General features: G+C 56.2%; 14 protein-coding genes. 5 read left to right on the forward strand and 9 right to left on the reverse strand.

Features of this window, described 5'->3' with window-relative positions; genetic code table 11:
* Positions 1 to 133 precede the first annotated feature (133 nt).
* The gene (locus tag Pla100_RS12730; protein ID WP_231603004.1) at positions 134 to 5,536 is read left to right on the forward strand and encodes an Ig-like domain-containing protein; all 5,403 of its coding nucleotides are present in this window, start codon (positions 134 to 136) and stop codon (positions 5,534 to 5,536) included.
* 2 nt (positions 5,537 to 5,538) lie between these two features.
* Here the strand turns inward: Pla100_RS12730 and Pla100_RS12735 are convergent, their stop codons facing one another.
* The 3 genes from Pla100_RS12735 to Pla100_RS12745 form a co-directional block, all read right to left on the reverse strand.
* Complete coding sequence (locus Pla100_RS12735) at positions 5,539 to 6,798, reverse strand: DUF11 domain-containing protein (RefSeq protein WP_146578037.1); 1,260 nt, start codon at positions 6,796 to 6,798, stop codon at positions 5,539 to 5,541.
* On the reverse strand, positions 6,795 to 7,544 hold the full coding sequence (locus Pla100_RS12740; protein ID WP_231603005.1) for a hypothetical protein: 750 nt from the start codon (positions 7,542 to 7,544) through the stop codon (positions 6,795 to 6,797). The genes Pla100_RS12735 and Pla100_RS12740 overlap by 4 nt, the downstream gene beginning before the upstream one ends.
* Positions 7,545 to 7,631: 87 nt before the next feature.
* A complete protein-coding gene (locus Pla100_RS12745) occupies positions 7,632 to 9,053 on the reverse strand; it encodes a hypothetical protein (protein WP_146578038.1) in 1,422 nt (473 codons plus the stop codon).
* A gap of 164 nt (positions 9,054 to 9,217) precedes the next feature.
* On the opposite strand from Pla100_RS12745, the gene Pla100_RS12750 reads away from it, so the two are divergent.
* A complete protein-coding gene (locus Pla100_RS12750; RefSeq protein ID WP_197167888.1) occupies positions 9,218 to 10,234 on the forward strand; it encodes a hypothetical protein in 1,017 nt (338 codons plus the stop codon).
* Positions 10,235 to 10,241: 7 nt separating this feature from the next.
* Here Pla100_RS12750 and Pla100_RS12755 read toward each other — a convergent pair whose 3' ends face one another.
* The 5 genes from Pla100_RS12755 to Pla100_RS12775 form a co-directional block, all read right to left on the reverse strand.
* On the reverse strand, positions 10,242 to 10,964 hold the full coding sequence (locus tag Pla100_RS12755) for a PIN domain-containing protein (protein ID WP_146578039.1): 723 nt from the start codon (positions 10,962 to 10,964) through the stop codon (positions 10,242 to 10,244).
* A 134-nt stretch (positions 10,965 to 11,098) separates the two neighbouring features.
* Positions 11,099 to 11,530 carry a TadE/TadG family type IV pilus assembly protein gene (locus Pla100_RS12760; RefSeq protein ID WP_146578040.1) on the reverse strand — a complete coding sequence of 144 codons (432 nt, stop codon included), beginning with the start codon at positions 11,528 to 11,530 and terminating at the stop codon, positions 11,099 to 11,101.
* 65 nt (positions 11,531 to 11,595) lie between these two features.
* Complete coding sequence (locus Pla100_RS12765) at positions 11,596 to 12,660, reverse strand: vWA domain-containing protein (protein WP_231603006.1); 1,065 nt, start codon at positions 12,658 to 12,660, stop codon at positions 11,596 to 11,598.
* Positions 12,661 to 12,737: 77 nt separating this feature from the next.
* The gene (locus Pla100_RS12770; protein WP_146578041.1) at positions 12,738 to 13,121 is read right to left on the reverse strand and encodes a TadE/TadG family type IV pilus assembly protein; all 384 of its coding nucleotides are present in this window, start codon (positions 13,119 to 13,121) and stop codon (positions 12,738 to 12,740) included.
* Between the two features lie 20 nt (positions 13,122 to 13,141).
* Entirely contained in the window at positions 13,142 to 13,594 is a 453-nt protein-coding gene (locus Pla100_RS12775; protein ID WP_146578042.1) for a HAMP domain-containing protein, read from the reverse strand.
* A 414-nt stretch (positions 13,595 to 14,008) separates the two neighbouring features.
* Between Pla100_RS12775 and Pla100_RS12780 the strand changes: the two genes are divergently transcribed.
* The 3 genes from Pla100_RS12780 to Pla100_RS12790 all read left to right on the forward strand — a co-directional run bounded on the left by Pla100_RS12780 (position 14,009) and on the right by Pla100_RS12790 (position 18,105).
* Positions 14,009 to 14,983 (forward strand): universal stress protein, encoded by a 975-nt coding sequence (locus tag Pla100_RS12780; protein ID WP_146578043.1) that lies wholly within the window; start codon positions 14,009 to 14,011, stop codon positions 14,981 to 14,983.
* Positions 14,984 to 15,008: 25 nt separating this feature from the next.
* On the forward strand, positions 15,009 to 15,848 hold the full coding sequence (locus Pla100_RS12785; RefSeq protein WP_146578044.1) for a phytanoyl-CoA dioxygenase family protein: 840 nt from the start codon (positions 15,009 to 15,011) through the stop codon (positions 15,846 to 15,848).
* 85 nt (positions 15,849 to 15,933) lie between these two features.
* Positions 15,934 to 18,105 (forward strand): alpha/beta hydrolase family protein, encoded by a 2,172-nt coding sequence (locus tag Pla100_RS12790; RefSeq protein ID WP_146578045.1) that lies wholly within the window; start codon positions 15,934 to 15,936, stop codon positions 18,103 to 18,105.
* A gap of 9 nt (positions 18,106 to 18,114) precedes the next feature.
* Here Pla100_RS12790 and Pla100_RS12795 read toward each other — a convergent pair whose 3' ends face one another.
* Positions 18,115 to 19,683: a sulfatase gene (locus tag Pla100_RS12795; protein WP_146578046.1), complete on the reverse strand. Its 1,569-nt coding sequence runs from the start codon at positions 19,681 to 19,683 to the stop codon at positions 18,115 to 18,117.
* Between the last annotated feature and the right edge of the window lie 206 nt (positions 19,684 to 19,889).

Here is a 19,889-nt window from a genome sequence, read left to right on the forward strand (position 1 = left end):
CCCTAACTAGACTCGCGTCTGAAGAATTGAATTACGATCCGAGAATTGGTTCGATTCTGCGACCGCTTTTCCTTTTCAGGGCCTTGCCCTCGGCATCCCCGCCCCAATCAGGCCCCCTCGCCAGAGACCCTCGATGATTCCTCGTCAGTCCTCCACCTCGTCGTCGGATTCCCAACCCAAACGCTCGCGTCGCAAGTCGCGGAATTCCAAGCCGAATCGCAACCGCCGGTTGACGATGGAAGGTTTGGAACGCCGTCAATTGCTCGCCGCCAATCCGATCGGTCCGATCGGCAATATCGATGAGTTCGACGGTCCTCGCAATGTCGGCTCGGTGACGGCGTTCCAGTATCGCGAGCAAGAATCGGCCAACGAAACGAACGAGAATGATTCGCGATTCAACGCCGAATTCATTCAGTTGGGCAACCTGCCGGGCCAGCGGAATACGATCGATGTGACGGGCACGCTGAGTTTCCAAATTGGTCCTTTTGGCGGGTTCACCACCGACCAAGATTTTTACAGCTTCGATCTGCAGGCCGGTGATATCCTGGACATCGCCGGTCTCGGCGCGATTAGTACGTTTGACGTTTACACACCCGACGGTGCCCTGTGGTTGGGTCAGGACGGGCCGCTGCCGAATGTCGTTGTGCCGAACTTCTACCCGATTAATTCGCCATTACAAACTCAGGGCAACGTGCTACTCGCCCAGGTCGCTCCGTTCACTGGACGTTACACGATCGGGGTTTCCACTGAAAACATTCTTTCGAACTACACGCTCGGACTTCGAACGTACCGCCCGGTCACCGAAAGTTTGCCGATCGGGCAAGCTCAAGTAGTCTTCTTGGATTTTGATGGGGCGACCCTGACGCAGGACGATTTCAATTTGGGTTTAGCTAACCCCGGGGTATTTTCCGGCGGACGCTTTCGTATTCCACCGATCGCACAAACCTTAGACCAAGCGGGATTGGTTGTCGCCAACCAATTGCAGTATGACGCCGTCGCACGACGAATTGTTGATACCGTCACGGCGCAACTCAATGACGTTGGAAATTATACCGGCAATGGATCCTATCGCCTGACTGGAACGCCGGGTGAGTATGGCGTAACGATTCTCAATAGTCTGGATCACCCGAATGCCGAGTTTGAGCTTCAGGCCAACGGAGTTCCGCACACGCGCGTACTGTTCGGTTCGGTGGCCGCGTTTCCCGGAATCGTGGGTGCCGGCGGATTGTTGGGTCTCGCTCAAACCATCGACGTCGGCAACTTTGATCTCGACGAAACGGTGCTGGTGTTTGTTGATAACGAAGTAGACGCTGCCGCCGGAGTGCCGCGAAGTTCCGCGTTGAGCGAATTCGATGTGGTCGGATTGGAGATCGGAGCGACAACGACGCATGAATTAGGGCACGTGTTTGGTTTGTATCACACCGACGGCGGTAACCTCACTCCGTCGCTGATCGACGGTGGTGGAGCCCTGAATGATGAGAACGGTCTCGGTGTCGGCCCCGACGGAATTCTCGGAACGATGGACGATATCATTCCACGATTCCGCACGGACTTTGTCGATCCGGGCGGTGCGGTGACGTTCGGCACTTTGTACAGCGGCGAATCGCTGGCCCATGTGCTCTCCACCGGTACCCAAGGCGGCGGTTTGACCGGCCGTGTCTTCGAAGACCTCAATGCCAACGGCAATGGCACCGGGGATCCAGGTTTGGCGGGCGTCCGCGTGTTCTTGGATATCAATCGTAACGGCGTCTTGGATCCATCGGAACCGAGCACACTGACCGATGCGAACGGGTCCTATTCATTGGCTGCGGCCCCCAATTCTCCGAGCAACCCGACCTATACCGTTGTCGCCCAATCGCCACCGATCACGAGCAGCACTCGAACGGTCAGCGTGGGAGCCAACGGCGTATTGAGCAATTCCGGTAACGCGGCGTCGAATCCGATTGCGGCGGGTTCGACGGTATTTGTTGACTTCAACAACAACGGCACCCGCGACTTCAACGAACCGTCTGATGTTGTCGATGCGGACGGCATTTACTTATTGACCAACGTTACGCCGGGAACTTACCTACTCGGTATTCAGTCGCCGGGTAATTTCCAACTGACAACACCGGGGTCACAAACGATCGCGATCACTGGATCGACCGTCAGCGGACCAACGTTCGGCTTCACCCAAATCAATCCTGACGTGACCGGTCGCAAGTTCGCCGACTTGAACAACAACGGTCAGTTCGACCCGGGCGAACCGGGAGTTGCCGGGGCTTACATTTACGCTGACTTGGACGGCGACAATCGCCCCGACTTGTTTGAACCGTTCGATATCACCGGTGCCGATGGTACCTACAAGTTAGAGTTGAGCGGTGCGATCGGCCAGACTTTCGCGATCCGCGAAGTCGAGGAACCCGGTTTCGAACGTACCATTCCGTTGTCGGGTGAGTATGTCGTCACTTACACCGGTGCGCCGCTGGGTAGCAACTATGACTTCGGTGGTCTTCCATCGCGAGATTTCGGTGACGCGCCGGATAGTTACCGAACGACCGTTGCCGCGAATGGCCCGAGTCACGGTATTAGCAGTGGGTTGCGAATCGGTGCATCGGTCGACCGCGAAATCGATGGTGCCCCCAGTGCCGACGCCACCGGTGACGATCAAATCAACACAGCCCTCGGTCAGATCGACGATGAAGACGGTGTGATCTTAACTCGCCCGCTCAGTCTGACGAGTACCGGCCGTTTCGAAGTCTCCTTAAACAACACCACCGGCTCGACGGGCTACCTTCAAGTCTGGGTCGACTTCAACGGTGACGGCGATTTCTTGGATCCGAACGAGCAAGTGCGAACGGACCTGGTTGCGGGGACGGGAACGGTCAATATCGATGTTCCATTGCCCGCCGGTTTTAATATCAATGCCGATGGCACCAACGACGGTTTGCTCGATACCTTTGCGAGGTTCCGATACAGCCTCACTCCGGGACTCGGTGTTGGCGGACCGGCTGATACCGGTGAAGTCGAGGATTACGCGATTCGAATTTTGCAAGGTGGAAGCCTTGCCAACAACGATTCGTTCAACGTGCCTCAAAACTCGACCGCATTCCCGTTGGATGTACTCGCCAACGACTTCAATCTGCCCAGTAGCCCGTTGACGATTATCAATCGTACCAATTCGGCGGCGGGTGGCATTGTCACGATCCAGCCGGGGGCACCCGGGCAGCAATTCTTGCGTTACACGCCACCGAACAACTTCACCGGCGTGGACTCACTGACCTATACCGTGCAAGATCAAGCCGGCAACATCGCGATGGCAACCGTGGAGTTGATCGTCAGCTTCCAAACGGCCAGCCCGATTGCGATCGACGATATTTATGAAGTGCCCAGCAACGAGAGCAATGTTCCGCTCAACGTGCTTGATAACGATATCGCGTCGGTGGAAGGCGGCTTGACGATCGTGTCGGTCACCCGAGGCAGTGGCAACGGACTCCTCACGCTGACGCCAGGCAACCGCGGGCTACGATATACACCGGCGAGCGGTTTCACCGGATCGGAGCAGTTTACCTACACGATGCAGGATGCGTCGGGTCAATTCTCATCGGCGATCGGAACCGTCATTTTGACGCCTCAAGCGTTGGTAAACGACAAGGCTGAATTCAAAATCCAAATTTTGGATCTTAACAACGATATTGAGAAACCAACCTTGCAGGCTGGTGAGACGTTCCGCGTTCGAGTTTCCGTCGACGATATTCTGCGTGCCAATTCGACGGCGATTCAAGGGCTTCAATCCGCATTCACCGACTTGTTGTACACCGCCGAACTGGTGACTCCGGTCGAATCAAATCCGAACGACTCGTTCCCGTTCGACATCACCTTTGGTCCCAAGTTCCAAACCCCCTCGTTTGTCCTCGGTGATAGTCTTAAGCCGGGCATCATTAATGAAGTCGGAGCGGTTCAATCGGCGTCGAACCTAGCAACGATTGGTGCCACGAATGATTTGGCTTCGCACACCGGTTTCACCGAACTGTTCACGCTGACCATGCGTGCGACAGGCACCGGTGTTGCCTTGTTCCAAACCGACCCGACCGAAGCAGCCCAGAGCGAAACGGTCTTGATTCAGCCCGATGGAACCGCCACCTCGGTACTTAGTTTTGGGGAAATTCGCTACGGGTTCGCCACCGTTCCGATCGTTCCGGCGGGAGACAATTTCCCCGGTGCCTTGGACGATTCGTTCCCGCTCGGAGTGGATTCGAACGGTGTCGCTATCTCCCCGAATGTGCAAGCCACGCTGGATGTTCTTGCCAATGATTTCGTCGGACCGGGTGACCGGATCATCGAATTCGGATTGCGTGAGGCGGCCAATAACGGAACCGTAACGATCGACAATCGCGGCACTCCTGATCCCAGTGATGACTTAGTTAACTATCGACCCAATTCGAATTTCGTCGGCTTCGACGAGTTCAGTTACATATTGACGATCGATAGCAACGAGTTTGGCGTCGTCCGCAGCATCGCCAACGTGAGTCTCGTTGTGGAGGCGAACCAGAATCCGCTCGCGCAATACGATTTCACGTTCGTCGACGAGGCGGGCAACGAACTTCTCCCGGCACCGGGTAGCAACATTCCTTCGGTACCGGCCGGTCAACGCTTCGGACTTCGGATCGACGCGATCGACCTGGGCACCGGGCAGCCGTTCACCGATGCCGTATTCGCGGGTTTCTTGGACATTCTCTACAACCGCAATTTTCTTGAAACCATTCGCGTCGACAACGGAGGAAATACCGACGTCTTTGATTTTGATGTCGAGTTTGACCCACAGTTCTTGATCGATCCCGCCGTCGGAGTCAACGATCGTCCTGGATTGATCGACGAGTTCGGTTCCAATCAAGGTGACTTGGGCGGCAACGGCACCCGGTTGGCCACGATTTATTTCCGTGGGTTGCAACCCGGCGTGACGACCGTATCCGGCTCTCCGGCGGACCGTTTCCCATTCCAGGATACGTTGCTCGACCAGAACGATAACCCCGTTCCCGTTTCGCAGATCATCTATGACACGGAGTCGATCCGCATTACCGCTGGCGCGGCCAGTTCCGAGCCGTTGCAAAATACGTCGTTGCCGGCGGACGTCAATGCGGACAATTTGGTCACGGCGATCGACGCGCTGCTCATTATCAATGAAATGTCGCGTCTAGAAGCTGAGGGCGAATTCGCCGCGAACACGAGCGGACGACAGTATTTCCACGACGTCAACGGTGACGGTTTGGTGACTGCGGTCGATGCGTTGCGAGTGATCAATTACCTCAACGATATCGATCGCCCGTCGGGAGAACCGGTTGCTCCGGTGCAGTCTTCGGTAACCGAAGATCGATCCGAGCCGGTCGAGCGTGATTCGATCGAAGTGCTGGCCGAGGACGCCAAGGTAGTCGGAGCGAACACTTCGACGGCTGCCGACGTGGTGCTTGCCGCAGCGGTTTCGTCGAGCGTAGAAGACAACGATGATGACAGCGACGACTTGCTCGATCTACTCGCCGGGGACATCGCCGGGTTGTAGGTCTAGCGGACACGGCATTTGAATTCGATCGTGATGCTTTCGCCCACGCCGATTTCTTTTTGGATGTTCCAGACAAGTTGGCTCGACGACGCGTCGTTGAGCCGAACTTCGAAGTCCGCGTCGATGCTGGCCGTTTGACTGTCGGCGACGTACTCGAGTCTTGTCGTCAGATTGTCGGTGACGACGACATTCGAGACCGGCGAATCGCCGACATTTTGCAGTCGTAAAGCGAACGTCACTTCGTCACCGATCGCCGCGTGCTGCTTGTCAGCCAATTTGATCAGGTTCAAACGACCCGCGTCGGGAAACTCGTAGACCACCAGCGCGTCGAGCTTTTGATCCCTAACGAGCACCGGCGGCGCGAGATCTTGGATTTCCACTTCCACGGACTCTTCAATCGTCCAGGCGCTCGCCGCGAGTGCGAACCGCTCGATGGCTGCCAATTGTGACTCATCGACTTCAAACAAACTGAGATTTCGAATATTGGCCAATACCGCGAGGACATCGCCGGCCATTTCGATTTGTTGGACGTTTTCGATGCGAACGCCTCGGTTACGATCCCGCATCGAATCGATGCGACGAGTGAACTCGGCTTTGTCGACTTCTACCGTATCCGTCATCACCAATCCAGGTTGATCGTAGTCAACCGTGTTCGGTCCAACCGGTCGGGCAACACCGGACGCGGCGATCGCATGATCATTCAAGATCGCGCCGGTGATCCGCCGGACGTTTCCGAAACGAGGTGAATAAAGGCAAACACGATTCGACGCGGTGAATTCGATATCGCCGCTTTCGGTGGTGAAATGGGTGACGGTGTCTTCCGGTTGCAAGCCGATGATCCGATCATCGCGGGTCAACGAGGCATGAGGATCATGATCGCCGCCGTCGCACAAGAATTCTTGCGGATCGTAGTACCAAGCTTGGGGAACGGCGGCCATCATGAGTGGCTGACACGCGGTCGATCCGGCATTCGCATTGCCACAGCTAGCATCGCCACAGGGGCCGAACTGGCATCCGCAACCGTTCTCGATCGATCGATCGCCCGCGATGGGTTGTCGAAACCCGACCTGTGTGATTTCGGCATTACCGTTCGCTAACGTGGCGACGGGCGTCGTTGTCGTTGCTTTGGCGGCGACAGGCTGCGGTTTGCGAGCGTCAAGACCAGCGATTGATGCACAGCCGCTAGGCAACGCCAATAGAGGTAACCAAGCGATGCACCGGATAATGACCCAGAATCGTCGAGCAGGAACGAACATCATCATGGCTGTGACTCAAAGATCGGTGCCCAAGACGGGTGACCAAAGTAAAATTGATTTTGAAGCACTTCGGCTTGTGGTGGCGTGACCGATCCGATTCGCAGGATTGCCACAACGCGACCGCGAAGATCGGCGATCTGCAGAGGGTCCTGGTACTCGGGGACGTCGATGGCGATCGGGCCGTCAGGCCCTTGAGTGAGTGGCACGGCTGTTTGAGGATCTTCCAAGAAAACAACTCGCGTCACCAATCGACCTTCCAGCGCCGCGTAGATATCGTCTTCGTCCAAGTTGATCGGAATCGGGTAACTGGTCGCCAGTCCCGGTGGCGGATAGGTTCGATCCACCATTTCCACCGTCGGATACAGTTCCGCCCCTGCGGCATTGGGCAGGTTGCTGACTCGGAAACGATAGACCTGACCAACCAGTAAACCTGCCATCAGGTCGGGTTGGCCTTCAGGAAAGGTGCCATACTGGGCGAGCGAAAACTCGATACCTTTGGTCCCGATGAACTTCACCGGTTGATAGTATGGCGGCGAGGGCCGTGGAGTCAGGCGTTGCTTGGTCGCCGCGATCACGCCGGCGGGCATGTCCCCGGTGAACAAGGAATGCTGATTCGCGTTGGATAGATAATCCGAAGGTTCAGCCGCCTCGACGCTACCGGTCCACATCATTCCGATCAAGCAAGCCCACGTCCATCCGACTTTTTTCCAAAGCGGACGCTGGATCACGGGTGATGAGGTGGGTGCAGACATGATCGGTCGAGACGAGGAAAGTTGAACTAAATCTTCCATTCAATGCAGCCCGACTCGGAGAGTCGGGCTACGCATGATTTCGGTCCTTTAATAGACCCGTTGGCTCGGCTTTTCGTATGCCGGGCGGGCATTCGGAATACCGGGATTGATATTCTGCTCGGTGATCCGAACTCGGTTGACCGGGTTGGGATAACTCATCCCGGGCTGTTGACGAACATCGATGCGAACGTTTTCGACCGGTTGCGGCATGTTCATGTGCGTATGGTTGCGAATGACGTGCTTCTTCAATCCCGCCGGAGCGCCCAATGGAATGTGGGGTGGTCCAGGGAGCCCGATCGGTGTGCCGGTCATCGGCATGCCGTACTGCGGCGCGTTCACGCCGGCGATCATCCCAGGCAGACTCGGTGGCATCCCGACCTTGCCGGCGTTGGGGCCATTCATACCGCCGGGCGCACAACTGCCGCAACCTTCGGTCATTGCTGGAGCAAACGGAGCGGGCAGACCGGCGATCGGTGGGCCCATCATGTTTCCGGGAACCATTCCGCCGCCGGCCATTTCGATGTCCTTATCACCTAGGCGGATGATCGCCAAGATGCTGCCCCGGCGGTCGGCTTCGACGATCGGGTCGATTCCTGGATCCAGTCGCGTGCTGACGAGCGTATCGATTCCGGCCAAAGCGGGACCTTGGAATTCGGGATCAGGAAGATAGATGACTTTGGTGACGAAGTTCCCCGTCAGGACTTGGTCAAAATCTTCGGCCGTGAACTGCAGCGGCACTGAGTTGTGAGCGAGGTACGCACCGGTTCGCGGGTTGGCGTAGGCCAATTCCACGGTCGGATACAGTTCCACGCCAGGCAGTGCGGGGATGTTGGTAAGTTTGAGTCGGTACAGTCCGCCTTGCGGGAAGTTTTGGCGCGCCGGCACGATCAGCGGCTCACTATCGAACAGTCCGGCACCACTGACGTCGTAGCGAACCTGCATTCCGTCGGGGCTGCCGAAGGTAACTTGAGCGGTCGAAACCATGGCTCCCATCATCGACGGCATCATCACGCCGCCGCCTGGTGGAATTTGCAAACCACCGGCACCGCAACCGGCTCCGCTGCCGCCGCAATCAGCTCCCGTTCCGTGTCCGCCGCATCCGCAATCCTCGCCGCCTTGAAGCATTTGGCGGAATCCGACCTGCTGGATCACCGGATTGCTTTCGCCGGCGGCGGCCAATTCGGCCATCGTCGGACCTTTCGGTGAGACTTCGCAAACCGATGCACCGCCCGGCGTCGAGCCGTCTTCGATCATCGATCCGTCGATCGGCAAGGCACCGGCGGCGCCAGTGGCACCCATCATCGGGGCGTACGGCGGAGGTCCAAGGACTCCGGGGCCGGGGCCGCCGACACCAGGACCAGGCTGCATCATGCGTTGCTCTGGTGGCAGGTTGTGGCGAACCGGCACACACCCGGTGGCGATCATCGCCGTGGTCGCCGTGAGCGCCAAATGAGTGACGATTCGTTTCATCTTTTCCCCCGTCCTGGGTCATCAAATGGGATGGACTTGAAGCGTACCGGAGAACTAGCATCCGGTCACGCAGGTGGAATCGGTCCACAACAGACCGATCCCTGCAAGGGTTCCCATCGGCATAACTCGCCCCCAATCTTTGATAAAACCGTCACAACTTGCCTATGAAGATTGTTCGTCACGACCGCAACATGGCCTCGTTGTTCATCACATTGGCCTTTTGGCTTGCCACAGTCGCCTCGGCGCAAACGGTTTCAGTTTCACACGATCCGTCCGTCGACGACCACGGTACCCGCTTGCTCGGTCGCGTAATCGAACGTCTCGCGCTCGGGGCCGCGTTTGACGCCAAGGTGCGCCAACGTGTTTGGGTAGGCGGACGCGAAGTCATCGGCGTTGGAACTTATGAACAAGCCGGCGACGGCAGCGGGCGATTCAACCTGCAGGTCGCGATGCACGACGGCGACGGCAAACACACGCTGCAGCAAATCAGCGACGGACGCTTGGCGTGGACTCGCGAGCAGATTGGTGATCAGATTTTGTTGCAACGAGTCGATGTCGGACGACTCGATCAATGGGTTCACGGCGCGACGTTGACCGGATTGTCACGAGCCGAAGGCGCGGCCGGATCGACCCGGTCGATCGTCGGACATCTACCGCCAAGCGTTCGAGTGGGCGGTTTTGTCGAAATGCTCGAAACCATGGTTGCCCAACATGATCTACGTGTGGTAACCGGCCGGTTGGAAGATCAAGACGTATGGATCGTGCGAGGATCGCTCAAAGACAACGTGCGTTTGCAGATGCTCGCGAATTTTCCCAACAATCAATGGCCCGAACTTTGTCCGGACGAAATGGTGGTCGCGATCGCGAAGTCCGATCAAATCGATACCGGCTTTGGTCAAGGCATCCCAGTGCGAATCGAGTTCTGGGTAAGTCCTCCGACGGGATCACTCGACGACAAAGGTGTCGAAAATCAAACTGGCCAACCCGCAACAATGCCAAAAAACCGCATGGTCAGTTTGATCGAGTTGTATTCGATCCGTCCCATCTCGACGCCGCCGATCGGCCGGTTTCGTTTCGAGAACCAGGATATGGAGGTCAACTACACCAACGACACCGATCGCTATCTTCATCGTTACGGCATTGAAATCACCGAACGGCAAAGCCGTCTATTGCGGCGATAAGATTGGGTTATTCGAACAAACGCATTTGCGACGAGTCTGCGACCTGGATCGCTCTCGTTTTGGACGCCAGTTTAGCGATCTTCAGAGGTTCGGTTTTGGACTTGCTGCGTTTTCGTTTCACCGAAGCGGCGAATTGTTTCAGACGCTCATCGTGATAGGTCGGCAAACCATTAATAGCGTAAACGATCGCACCTTGATCAATGAGTTCCTGCAGTGCCGCCAAGCCGATTTCGGGTGTCGCACCGCGGGCGCGGGCGGTCGCGATCAGCGATTTCTTCTTTTTTGGGCGTGACTTTGCCCCGTTTCCGCTGAGTGACCTCGCTAGACTCGCGGCCGCGATCGACACTTCGCCGGCCGGCGCAACCGACATGTTGACCATGACGGATGAATCGATTCGGTCGGCCGTGAAACCGGACCGTCTCAACAAACCGACCGCGTGGTCAAGATCTTTGTCCTTGGAAGCGATTTCAAAATGCGTGTTCTCGGGGCGGTCGGCCGACAAACGACCGGCCAGGAACGTTAAGCCAAAGTCGGCCGAGTTCTTGCCCGCCGGCATCGCCCAAATCTCGATTCGGCCTCGGGAAATCAGTTGGCCAATGATGGCTGCCAAGCCCAAAGGAACTCTGGGCTCCTGAGTTCCATGCGATGCGATGATCAACTCATAGTGCGCCGCATTGGATTCCAAATCCATGATTTCATGGGGGCAATTGTCCAGGTCAATCAGCAACACTCTCGGACGATCGATCGAGGCGTGAGTCATGGCGAGAGGACAGTGCAGACCAAAGTAGCGAACGATTGAACAAGTCGAATGCGACACGGCAAATTAGAATTCGCCATCGGTGTGGTCAAGCCACGGGCCAAATTCTAGTTGCGTCCTTCGCGTGTCATCGTCAACTCGCGTTCAAATTCCTTGCCGACAAAAAACAAAGCGGGGACGAATGTGTTCTCGTCCAACCGTACCCGAATGCGGACCGTCAGTTCACTCGTGTCATCATTGATGACCGCCGGGATCACCTGTAAGTCTGTGGCGGAAACGCCGATCGTCGACAGAACCCGTTCGGCTTCCGCGCGGACTTCGCCGGCCGTCGCACCGGGAATGATTCCTCGCCGCACACTCTCATACGTCGCATTGTCGACGGTGTGCCGAATCATGGAGACGCGACAAAATTCGAAACCCGCAAAGAAGAACATGAATAATAAAGGCGCGACGACGGCAAACTCGACCATCACCGCGCCGGTCCGATCGCCACGCCGGTGTGTTGAGCGATGAGCAAAGCAATTTGTCAAACGATTCATCAATATCATCAGGTCATGGGGGGAAATTGTTCGAAACACGCTTCGATAAATGACAAGTCAAAGGGCTAGTCCGTTAGTATCGTGCCCAACGTCAAGGCAATTTCACGATAGGCATCAATCAGCTGTTGTCCCGACAATGCGTGAAAGTGACGTCCGCCACCAATGGTTGCGACTTCACTCATTCTTGCTATGTCAGCGCCGGCACCGAATGTGATGGTATGAATGGTCACTTCGTCGGCGGCCAAAACCTGGGCAACCACCCTTGGTTCGATGCCACGATTGTGTTGCCCGTCGGTCATCACGATCATCGTGCGTTCGACAAATTGTGGCGGTCGCCCTCTCAGGACGATTCCGCGTCCGGCTTCCATACCACGCGAAATGCTGGTGAATCCGCCTACCCTGATGCGGGCGATCGCACCGATGATATTGTTCAGATCTTTGGTTAGTTGAGCGTCTTCGGTAGCGTCATCACTGTAGGAGGCCAGGCCGACCTGTTCCTTAATGGGTGTGGTATCGAGTACCTGCCTAAACGTTTGAAGGGCCCTCACCAGATCGGCAAACTTTTGACCGGCCATGGAACCGCTACGATCGACCACCAAAGTGATGTCTCGCTCCAAGAAAGTGGACGTCGCTGAGACCTGTGGCTCAAATGTTGTGGTGCCGGTCACGTTGCCAAACAGCAGCGGGATCGCACCCGATCGAGAACCTGCGGTACGTCGTCCGTCGACGCGAACACCATTGAGTGGCGATCCGCCTAACGTAAATTGAAACTTCCCATTGTTTTGACGCTCACTCTTACCGAAATCGAAATCGCTCGGAGCCAACAGCAACGGCGCGCCGTTGACATGATTGGCCGCGGCGATTTGTTGACCTCGCGCGATCGCGGCCGCGGTGTCTTGCGTTTCGGCGAGCGTCGTGGCGGCAGCACCCGCAGCGGCATCCGATGCGGTCCGAAGTTCGGTGCGAGCCAGATGCATCTGGGCGATGTCGATCGAAAACGCCATCGTGATCAAGAACATGAACATCATCACGGCGATCAGAATCAACATCGCTCCGCGGCGATCGCGGGCGCGTGTTCGGAAGCGGATCTGTTTTATCAAGAGAATCAAACCTAGCTCAGATCGGGACATGATGGGTTTTGTTTTCGTGTGTTGATGGTTGGTTTGATGGAACGAGGTTGTGCCTAGCCCATCCGAAACGGGAGCTTTCATTGCTTAACCATCACGACCGTCGAGGTCAGAATGCGATTGGAGATAAACTCGCCCAGCAGCGGACTGTTCGGACCGCTCGGGGCGGAAACTTCGACAATGATGTCCTGACCTCGCTGGGCGTCGAATGACTCCCCGTTGGGAAATCGGATCGTGAAATCTTGGACCTCACGGTTTTGCAAAATCCCGCTGGCACGGACGGTTGCGTTGGCGTTGCTGCTGCCGCTTCGGATCGCTTCGCGACCCGCTTCGTAAGCGGCCACGTTGAGCGTTTGTTTGAGGAAAATCATCGTGGATGCTTCGATCGACCCGAACACCATCAATGTCAACACGGGCAAACAAACGGCGAACTCGACCGCCGCCGCCCCGCGACGTCGATTCATTTTGCGTTTTCTCGGCATGATCAATTCCCTGATTTTTGCGAGCTGCTATCGGCATTCAATCCGACACGTGCGGCCATCGTGTTGAAGCTCTCCGCAATCTCGCCCCAAAAATCTCCGGTACGAAACTTCAGCGGTTCGACCGGCCGTCCCGCAGCCGCGTTGGCGATCTCGGTCTTCAAACGCGAGATCGGCCCGGCAAACCGGTTGGTTAGTTTCAACGTGTCCAACACGAACGCAGGCACCAGCGCGATCGAAACAACAAAGAAGGGTAGGAACCGACGAACGCATTCCACCATCGTTTCTCGCCAGCCCGTCCCCGGTTGTTCGAACAAACTCACCCACATAAATAGTGCGAACGTATTGCAGATCATGAACAGAACCCAATGCAGGGCCACTTTCCGGATCACACCGTATTGGACTTGCTTGTCGATAACGGTGGTCGAACGCTTTTGATGATCTTTGGCATGAAGCATGACGTAACGCGGGGGTTGTTTGATAACGGCTCGGGAACACCGGCGCAACAACTTTGGAAGTTGCGATTTTTTCGTAACCCGCTGCGTAAGCGAGGGATCATTGATATTGACTCATCCCTCGCTTACGCAGCGGGTTACTAAAAACCAATGCCACAGGCAAAATCGCAACTTCAAAAGCAACGACCGATGTGCTCAAACGTAGGTCACCCTCGCCGAGCAACCTTCTGAAATCATCGAACCGACCGGTCCATGGCGGGGGACTGCGATGGACCTTGCCGGTTATGCAGGTCATGCCGGGATCTGGTAGATTGAAGACGGTCAGTAGTCGCTGACACGGGAGCCGCCTGGGACCAACTATGGTTTGGTCCGAATCGCCATTCCCTGTTTCCATACTTCGTTCAATCAGTACGATCCATGAAAGTCCTGCTTGCAGTCGATGGTTCCGTCCACGCCGCCGCGGCGACGGAATTCCTTTCTCGTTTTCCATTGCCGCGACCGATTTCGATCGAGGTCATGACCGTCGTCAATCCGCCCGATGTTGTCGTGACCGCTCAGAGTGAAATGTGGTATCCCCAGTTCATCGAACACCAAGAGGAGTTGGCAGCCACGACGCTTGAACGCGCCAAAGAGCTGTTATCCCGTTCGTCGGAGAAACTCAACAGCAGTGTGAACTTGAGTGACGGCGATGCGTCCATCTCGACGCACCGTACACTTGGACACATCGGTCATACGATCGTCGACCGGGCAGCCGAAGGTGGGTTCGACTTAATCGTCGTCGCCGCCAAGGGGCACTCGGCATTCGAACGTGTCTTGCTGGGCAGTGTCAGTGACTATGTCGCCACGCATGCCCAGTGCAGTGTCTTGGTCGTTCGTCCTCCGATTGATCCGCAAACCGAAGCGTCCGATGAAAACGCCCAGTCCGACATTACCGGCGGTGAACTGCGAACGATCACCGTCGCCGTCGACCAACGCGATGTTTCGGCGATCATGGTCGATCACCTGTGCCGTTATCCGTTCAATCAAGATCAGCATTTCAACGTGGTCACCGCGTCGGTCAAGTTGGAAGTGTTCCGCGAAGACATCTTGGCGTCGACGATGGAGGAAGCCGCGCGACGTCGGACCGAAGCCAAGCAAACCGCCGAAGCCGCTGCGGATCGGTTACGACACTGCGACGGTGCCCAGTGTGAACACAACGTTTCGAGCGACTCGATCGAGGTCGAACACGTCGGCGAAGGATTGGTTCAATACGCACAACTTCACGACAGCGACTTGGTCGTATTGGGCGACAGCCAACGCGGTGCGATTTCCCGATTCCTATTGGGCAGTACGTCACGGTATGTGTTGCGACACGTCAATTGCAGCGTCTTGATCGTCCGCCAATCCAAATGAAGCTCTCAAACTAGCATCCCTATTTATGAATACCACAACCGAATTCGCCATCATCCCCGACCGTGAATCCATCGCCACGGTGCAGCGAGATATCCGATTTTTTCCAACCCATAACGATTCGCCAAAGTCACTAACGAATGATCAGATCGAAGCTTGGAATCGCGATGGATACCTGGGGCCTCTCGAGGTTCTCGATCCCGAGGAAACACGCTCGCTGAGAACCTATTTTGACGAACTTCTTGCCGCGACATTTGCCGCCGGCAAAGACAGTTATTCGATCAGCAGCGCGCACCTGAAGCATGCTCGCGTCTGGGATCTTCTAACACATCCCAAGTTGGTGGCCTACGTATCGGATTTGCTGGGGCCGAATGTGATCGGATGGGGCTCGCATTTTTTCTGCAAAATGCCTGGCGACGGCAAGCATGTCGATTGGCATCAAGACTGTAGCTATTGGCCGTTGACCCCGACCAAAGCCGTTACCGTTTGGTTAGCGATCGACGACGCGGATCTCGACAATGGCGGGATGGAAGTCTACACCGGATCTCACCAGCACGGATTGATCGATTTCGACACCACCGACGAGACCAGCGGCAACGTGCTCGATCAGGTCGTTCAACACCCTGAACAATACGGCATGCATCGCTTCACGCCCGTCGCGGCAGGACAAATTTCTATCCATAGTGACCTATTGGTCCATGGATCAGCGCCGAATCAGAGTGATCGTCGTCGATGCGGCCTGACGCTTCGATACTGTCCCGCCGACGTGACCGCCTATCTGAACTGGGAACGCAAAGGTGTGGTCGTCGCCGGCGCGGCCGACCCGAGTCGCTGGCCGGGTGCGCAGCGTCCGGTTGATCTGCGTTAGTCGTCATCACGAAGGACGTTGAGGTGGACGAAGCAACGAGTCCGCCGTCCGCTACATGAACCAAAACAATCATCCGAGATAACCGATGCCCTATTCCCTGTTTGCCTGTCGAATCCGCTTGACGAGTGTCATTGTCTTCTTGCTGCTCACTGCGATCACTCCGACATTTGCCGATGATCGCTCGGGCACGATTGATGGCCTGAAAACCCTTGACGATCATTTTCCGTTTCATGTTCCTGAAACCGTAGACGGTTGGCATGAGCGTGCGGCCCAACTGCGAACCCGAGTCCAAGTGGCGACGGGGTTGCATCCGATGCCATCACGTCCGCCGGTCGAGGCCACCATTCACTCGCTTGTGAAAAAAGACGGGTTCACGATCGAAAAAGTATTTTTTGAAAGTATGCCTGGTCATTATGTAACGGGATTGTTGTTCCGACCTGCCGACTCGAATGGATCGCCAACGGCGAGCAAACGCCCCGGCGTGCTGTGTCCTCATGGTCACGGCGGACGCATGATGCGGCACGATACCAAGACGATCAACGCGTTGATCGCCAGTGGCGATGAGCTTTATGTCGCATCGGGTAGCACCGCCAAACTGGCTCGATGTGCTCAGTTGGCCAGGATGGGTTGCGTCGCGTTTATTTTCGACATGGTCGGTTACGCCGATTCGGTTCAGTTGAGTTACGAGTTCGCTCACCGACGACATACGCCGAGGGCGTGTGAAATCGTTCCGGGCAAAAACGCTCCCTGGCACTTTTTCAGCACACCCGCCGATGCGCGGCTGCAATCCCTGATGGGCTTGCAAACCTTCAATGCGGTCCGTTCGCTCGATTTCCTGGAGACGTTGCCCGACGTGGACGCCAATCGACTCGCCGTGACCGGCGGAAGCGGTGGAGGAACGCAAACGATCTTGCTCGGCGCGTTGGACTCTCGCGTCCGGGTTAGTTTCCCCAACGGAATGGTATCCACCTCGATGCAGGGTGGATGTGCTTGCGAAAATTGTTGTTTACTGCGTATCGGTACCGGCAACGTGGAACTAGCCGCTTTGATGGCACCTAGACCGATGGCCATGACGGCGGCCGACGACTGGACCCAAGACATGATGACCGATGGTTATCCTGAACTTAAAAGAATCTATGGGATGCTCGGAGTACCGGGCAATGTATTTTGTGAGCCATTGCTGCAGTTCAAACACAACTACAACTATGTCACCCGCCGTGTCATGTACGGTTGGATGAATCGTCACCTGGGACTGGGGCTCGATGAACCGATCGTCGAAACCGATTTCGAAAGCATCACCGATGACGAAGGCGCGGTTTGGAACGATCGTTATCCCGCGCCCTCCGTGCGGGACGAACAGCACGAACGAGAAGTTCTAACATGGTGGGACGAACAGAACCGCGAACTACTCGAGAATGCGTTGGGTTCCAAAGCAACATCGACGGAATTTAACCGCCTCGTTCGACCGGCACTCGAGGTGCTCTTTGATGTTGAGATGCCGGCATCCGATCAAGTTCGAATTGAACTGGACAAAAGCCAGCGGATTGGCCGAGATCACTCGATGCAGTCCGGTGTGGTGGTAGATCGAACAACCGGTCGTTCGATCCCGGTGCAGACGATCAGTTCGGCCGGTGCGGATAGTACGAAACAGCGGCGCGCCGATCGACCCGATGTGGTGTGGATCAACACCCATCATGATGAATCGGTATCGACGTACGATAAACTCCCAAATGATATTCGCGATCACGTGGAATCGGGACATCGCGTTTGGATCGTCGGAACTCCCGAGAAGAATGATCCCAGTGTTGATGCGACAATCGCGTCAAAGCAACCGATGAACCCGCAACCTCGACGTGCGTCGGCGGCGTTCACGTTCGGATACAACCGCCCGCTTGCGGTACGTCGATGCGGCGATATTTTAGCGGTGATCGCCGTCGCGGTAGAGTCCAGTGGCAGCCAAGTCAATTTGATCTCCACGAGCGGTGCGGCCGCGTTCGCATTACCGGCCGCCGCGATCGCCGGCTCAACGGTGGCCGATGCGAACATCGCAGTCGATCGTTTTCGATTCGGTGATCTCCGGCACCAAGATGATGCCGAGTTCGTTCCAGGCATCGTCAAGTATGGCGATGTGGATGCCTTGGCCGCTTGGCGAGCACCTCACCGATTAAAGGTTACCGGTGATCGCGAAGGCCAATACCCAACGGCCCGCCAGATCTATTCGGAACTGGGATCAGAAAATCAATTGCGGATTGAATAAGTCTTTCAATCAAGACCCGGTCTGCTCGGAAGGCAATTTTGGCGTCAGATTGTTTCCCTCGTCATCAACCGGAGGAAGTGCTTGGTGCTGCTTGAGCGCCGCGACCAATCCTTCCATCATTCGGGATAAATGTTGCGGCTCGGTCGCGGCAAGGTTGGTCGACTCGAACGGATCATTGGCGAGATTGTAGAGCTGATAATGTCCGCCTTCGGATTGTAGCCCTTGGCCATTGCTCGGTGTGTCGGGCAACCAGTGATAGATCACTTTCCAATCGCCGTCACGCCACGTCGTGAAGTAACTGCTGCGATGCGGACCGTGTGGGTAGTGCATCAGGAACCGTTCGTCTCGCGAGTCATCTGGCTTCCCGGCAATCAGAGTCTGCAACGATCGGCCGTCGACGATATGTCCAGGCGGTGCCGTCGTTCCGGTGACTTGGAGAACCGTCGGAAATATGTCCTGAACCGCCGCGACTTGCGATTGGATTTCATCGTGCGGGATCTTCCATTGGCTCTGCGTCGAGTTTTGTGAATCGGGTTTCGCCCACGCGGCGATGAACGGAACCCGCATGCCGCCTTCGTAATGAGCCCCTTTTTTGCCGCGAAGCGGGGCGGCACAGGCGACAGTGTGTTCATGCCCCAGCGGCGCGTCCGAACCGTTGTCGCCCAAGAAAAGAATCAATGTGTTTTCGGCGATTCCGAGTTGCTCGAAATGGTCCATCATTTGGCCAAGCGAGCGGTCCATGCCTTCGATCAAGGTTGCGAACGCTTGAGCGTTCTTGGGCTTGCCCGAGTCGGCGTAGTTGTCCGCGAATCGTGGATCGGATTCGAACGGTGCGTGGACGGCGTAGTGAGCGAAATAGAGGTAAAACGGTTCTTTGTTTTTGACCGTATTGGTTACCGCCTGCTTGGCTTCCAAGGTGAGCGCTTCGGTGAGAAACGTTTGCGTATCATGGTACTTTTCCAAGTGCGGGACGGCGTGTCGCTTGCGTTTTGATTTGTGACCGTAATTCATCTCGCCGTAATAGCTGCCTGGAGCGCCGAACGACGCTCCGGCGATGTTGACATCGAAGCCCAAATTGAGCGGTTCGGCGCCTTCCTGTTCCTCAGCACCGAAGTGCCCTTTGCCCACATGGATCGTCCGGTAGCCATGATCACGCAAAATCCCCGGCAGCGTCACGTCTTTTTTCGATAGTCCGGCCCAATCCCAATCAGGTGCTCCATGGGGTCCGGCATTGTTACGTTCGGGATTGATCCAGTTCGTCGCTCGATGTCGTGCCGCGTTCTGGCCCGTCATGATGGCAATCCGAGTCGGTGAACACACGCTCATGGCGTAAAACTGATTGAATCGAACTCCCTGTTTCGCCAAACGTTCCATGTTGGGCGTGCGGTAATAGTCATTCAGCGGATAACGTTGAGGCTTTCCATCCGCATCGGTCAAGAACGGAACCGAGGTGTCCATCACGCCCATGTCATCGACCAGGAACACCATCACGTTGGGCCGATCCGCAGCCGTCGCAACGACGTGAAAAAAAACAACTGAAACAACCAAAACGAAAGGTCGGGTGAAGAATGGATTCATGGTGAGACTCGGTGGGGAAACAAATGGGAATCTCAGTTCGGTGAACTGTCTGTCGGGTATGGATTGTAACGAATCTGAAAACCGGTGGTCGTTTTTACGAGCACCTCGGACTCCAACAATCATCTCGCTTGTTCAGACCGAAAACCGCTACCAGTCTCCCGATCCATTTAATCTGCACAGATGGCGAGGTTCGCCACGCGTTTCCC

Origin of the sequence: Neorhodopirellula pilleata (assembly GCF_007859915.1) — a bacterium.
In the GTDB taxonomy this organism is placed as follows: domain Bacteria; phylum Planctomycetota; class Planctomycetia; order Pirellulales; family Pirellulaceae; genus Rhodopirellula; species Rhodopirellula pilleata.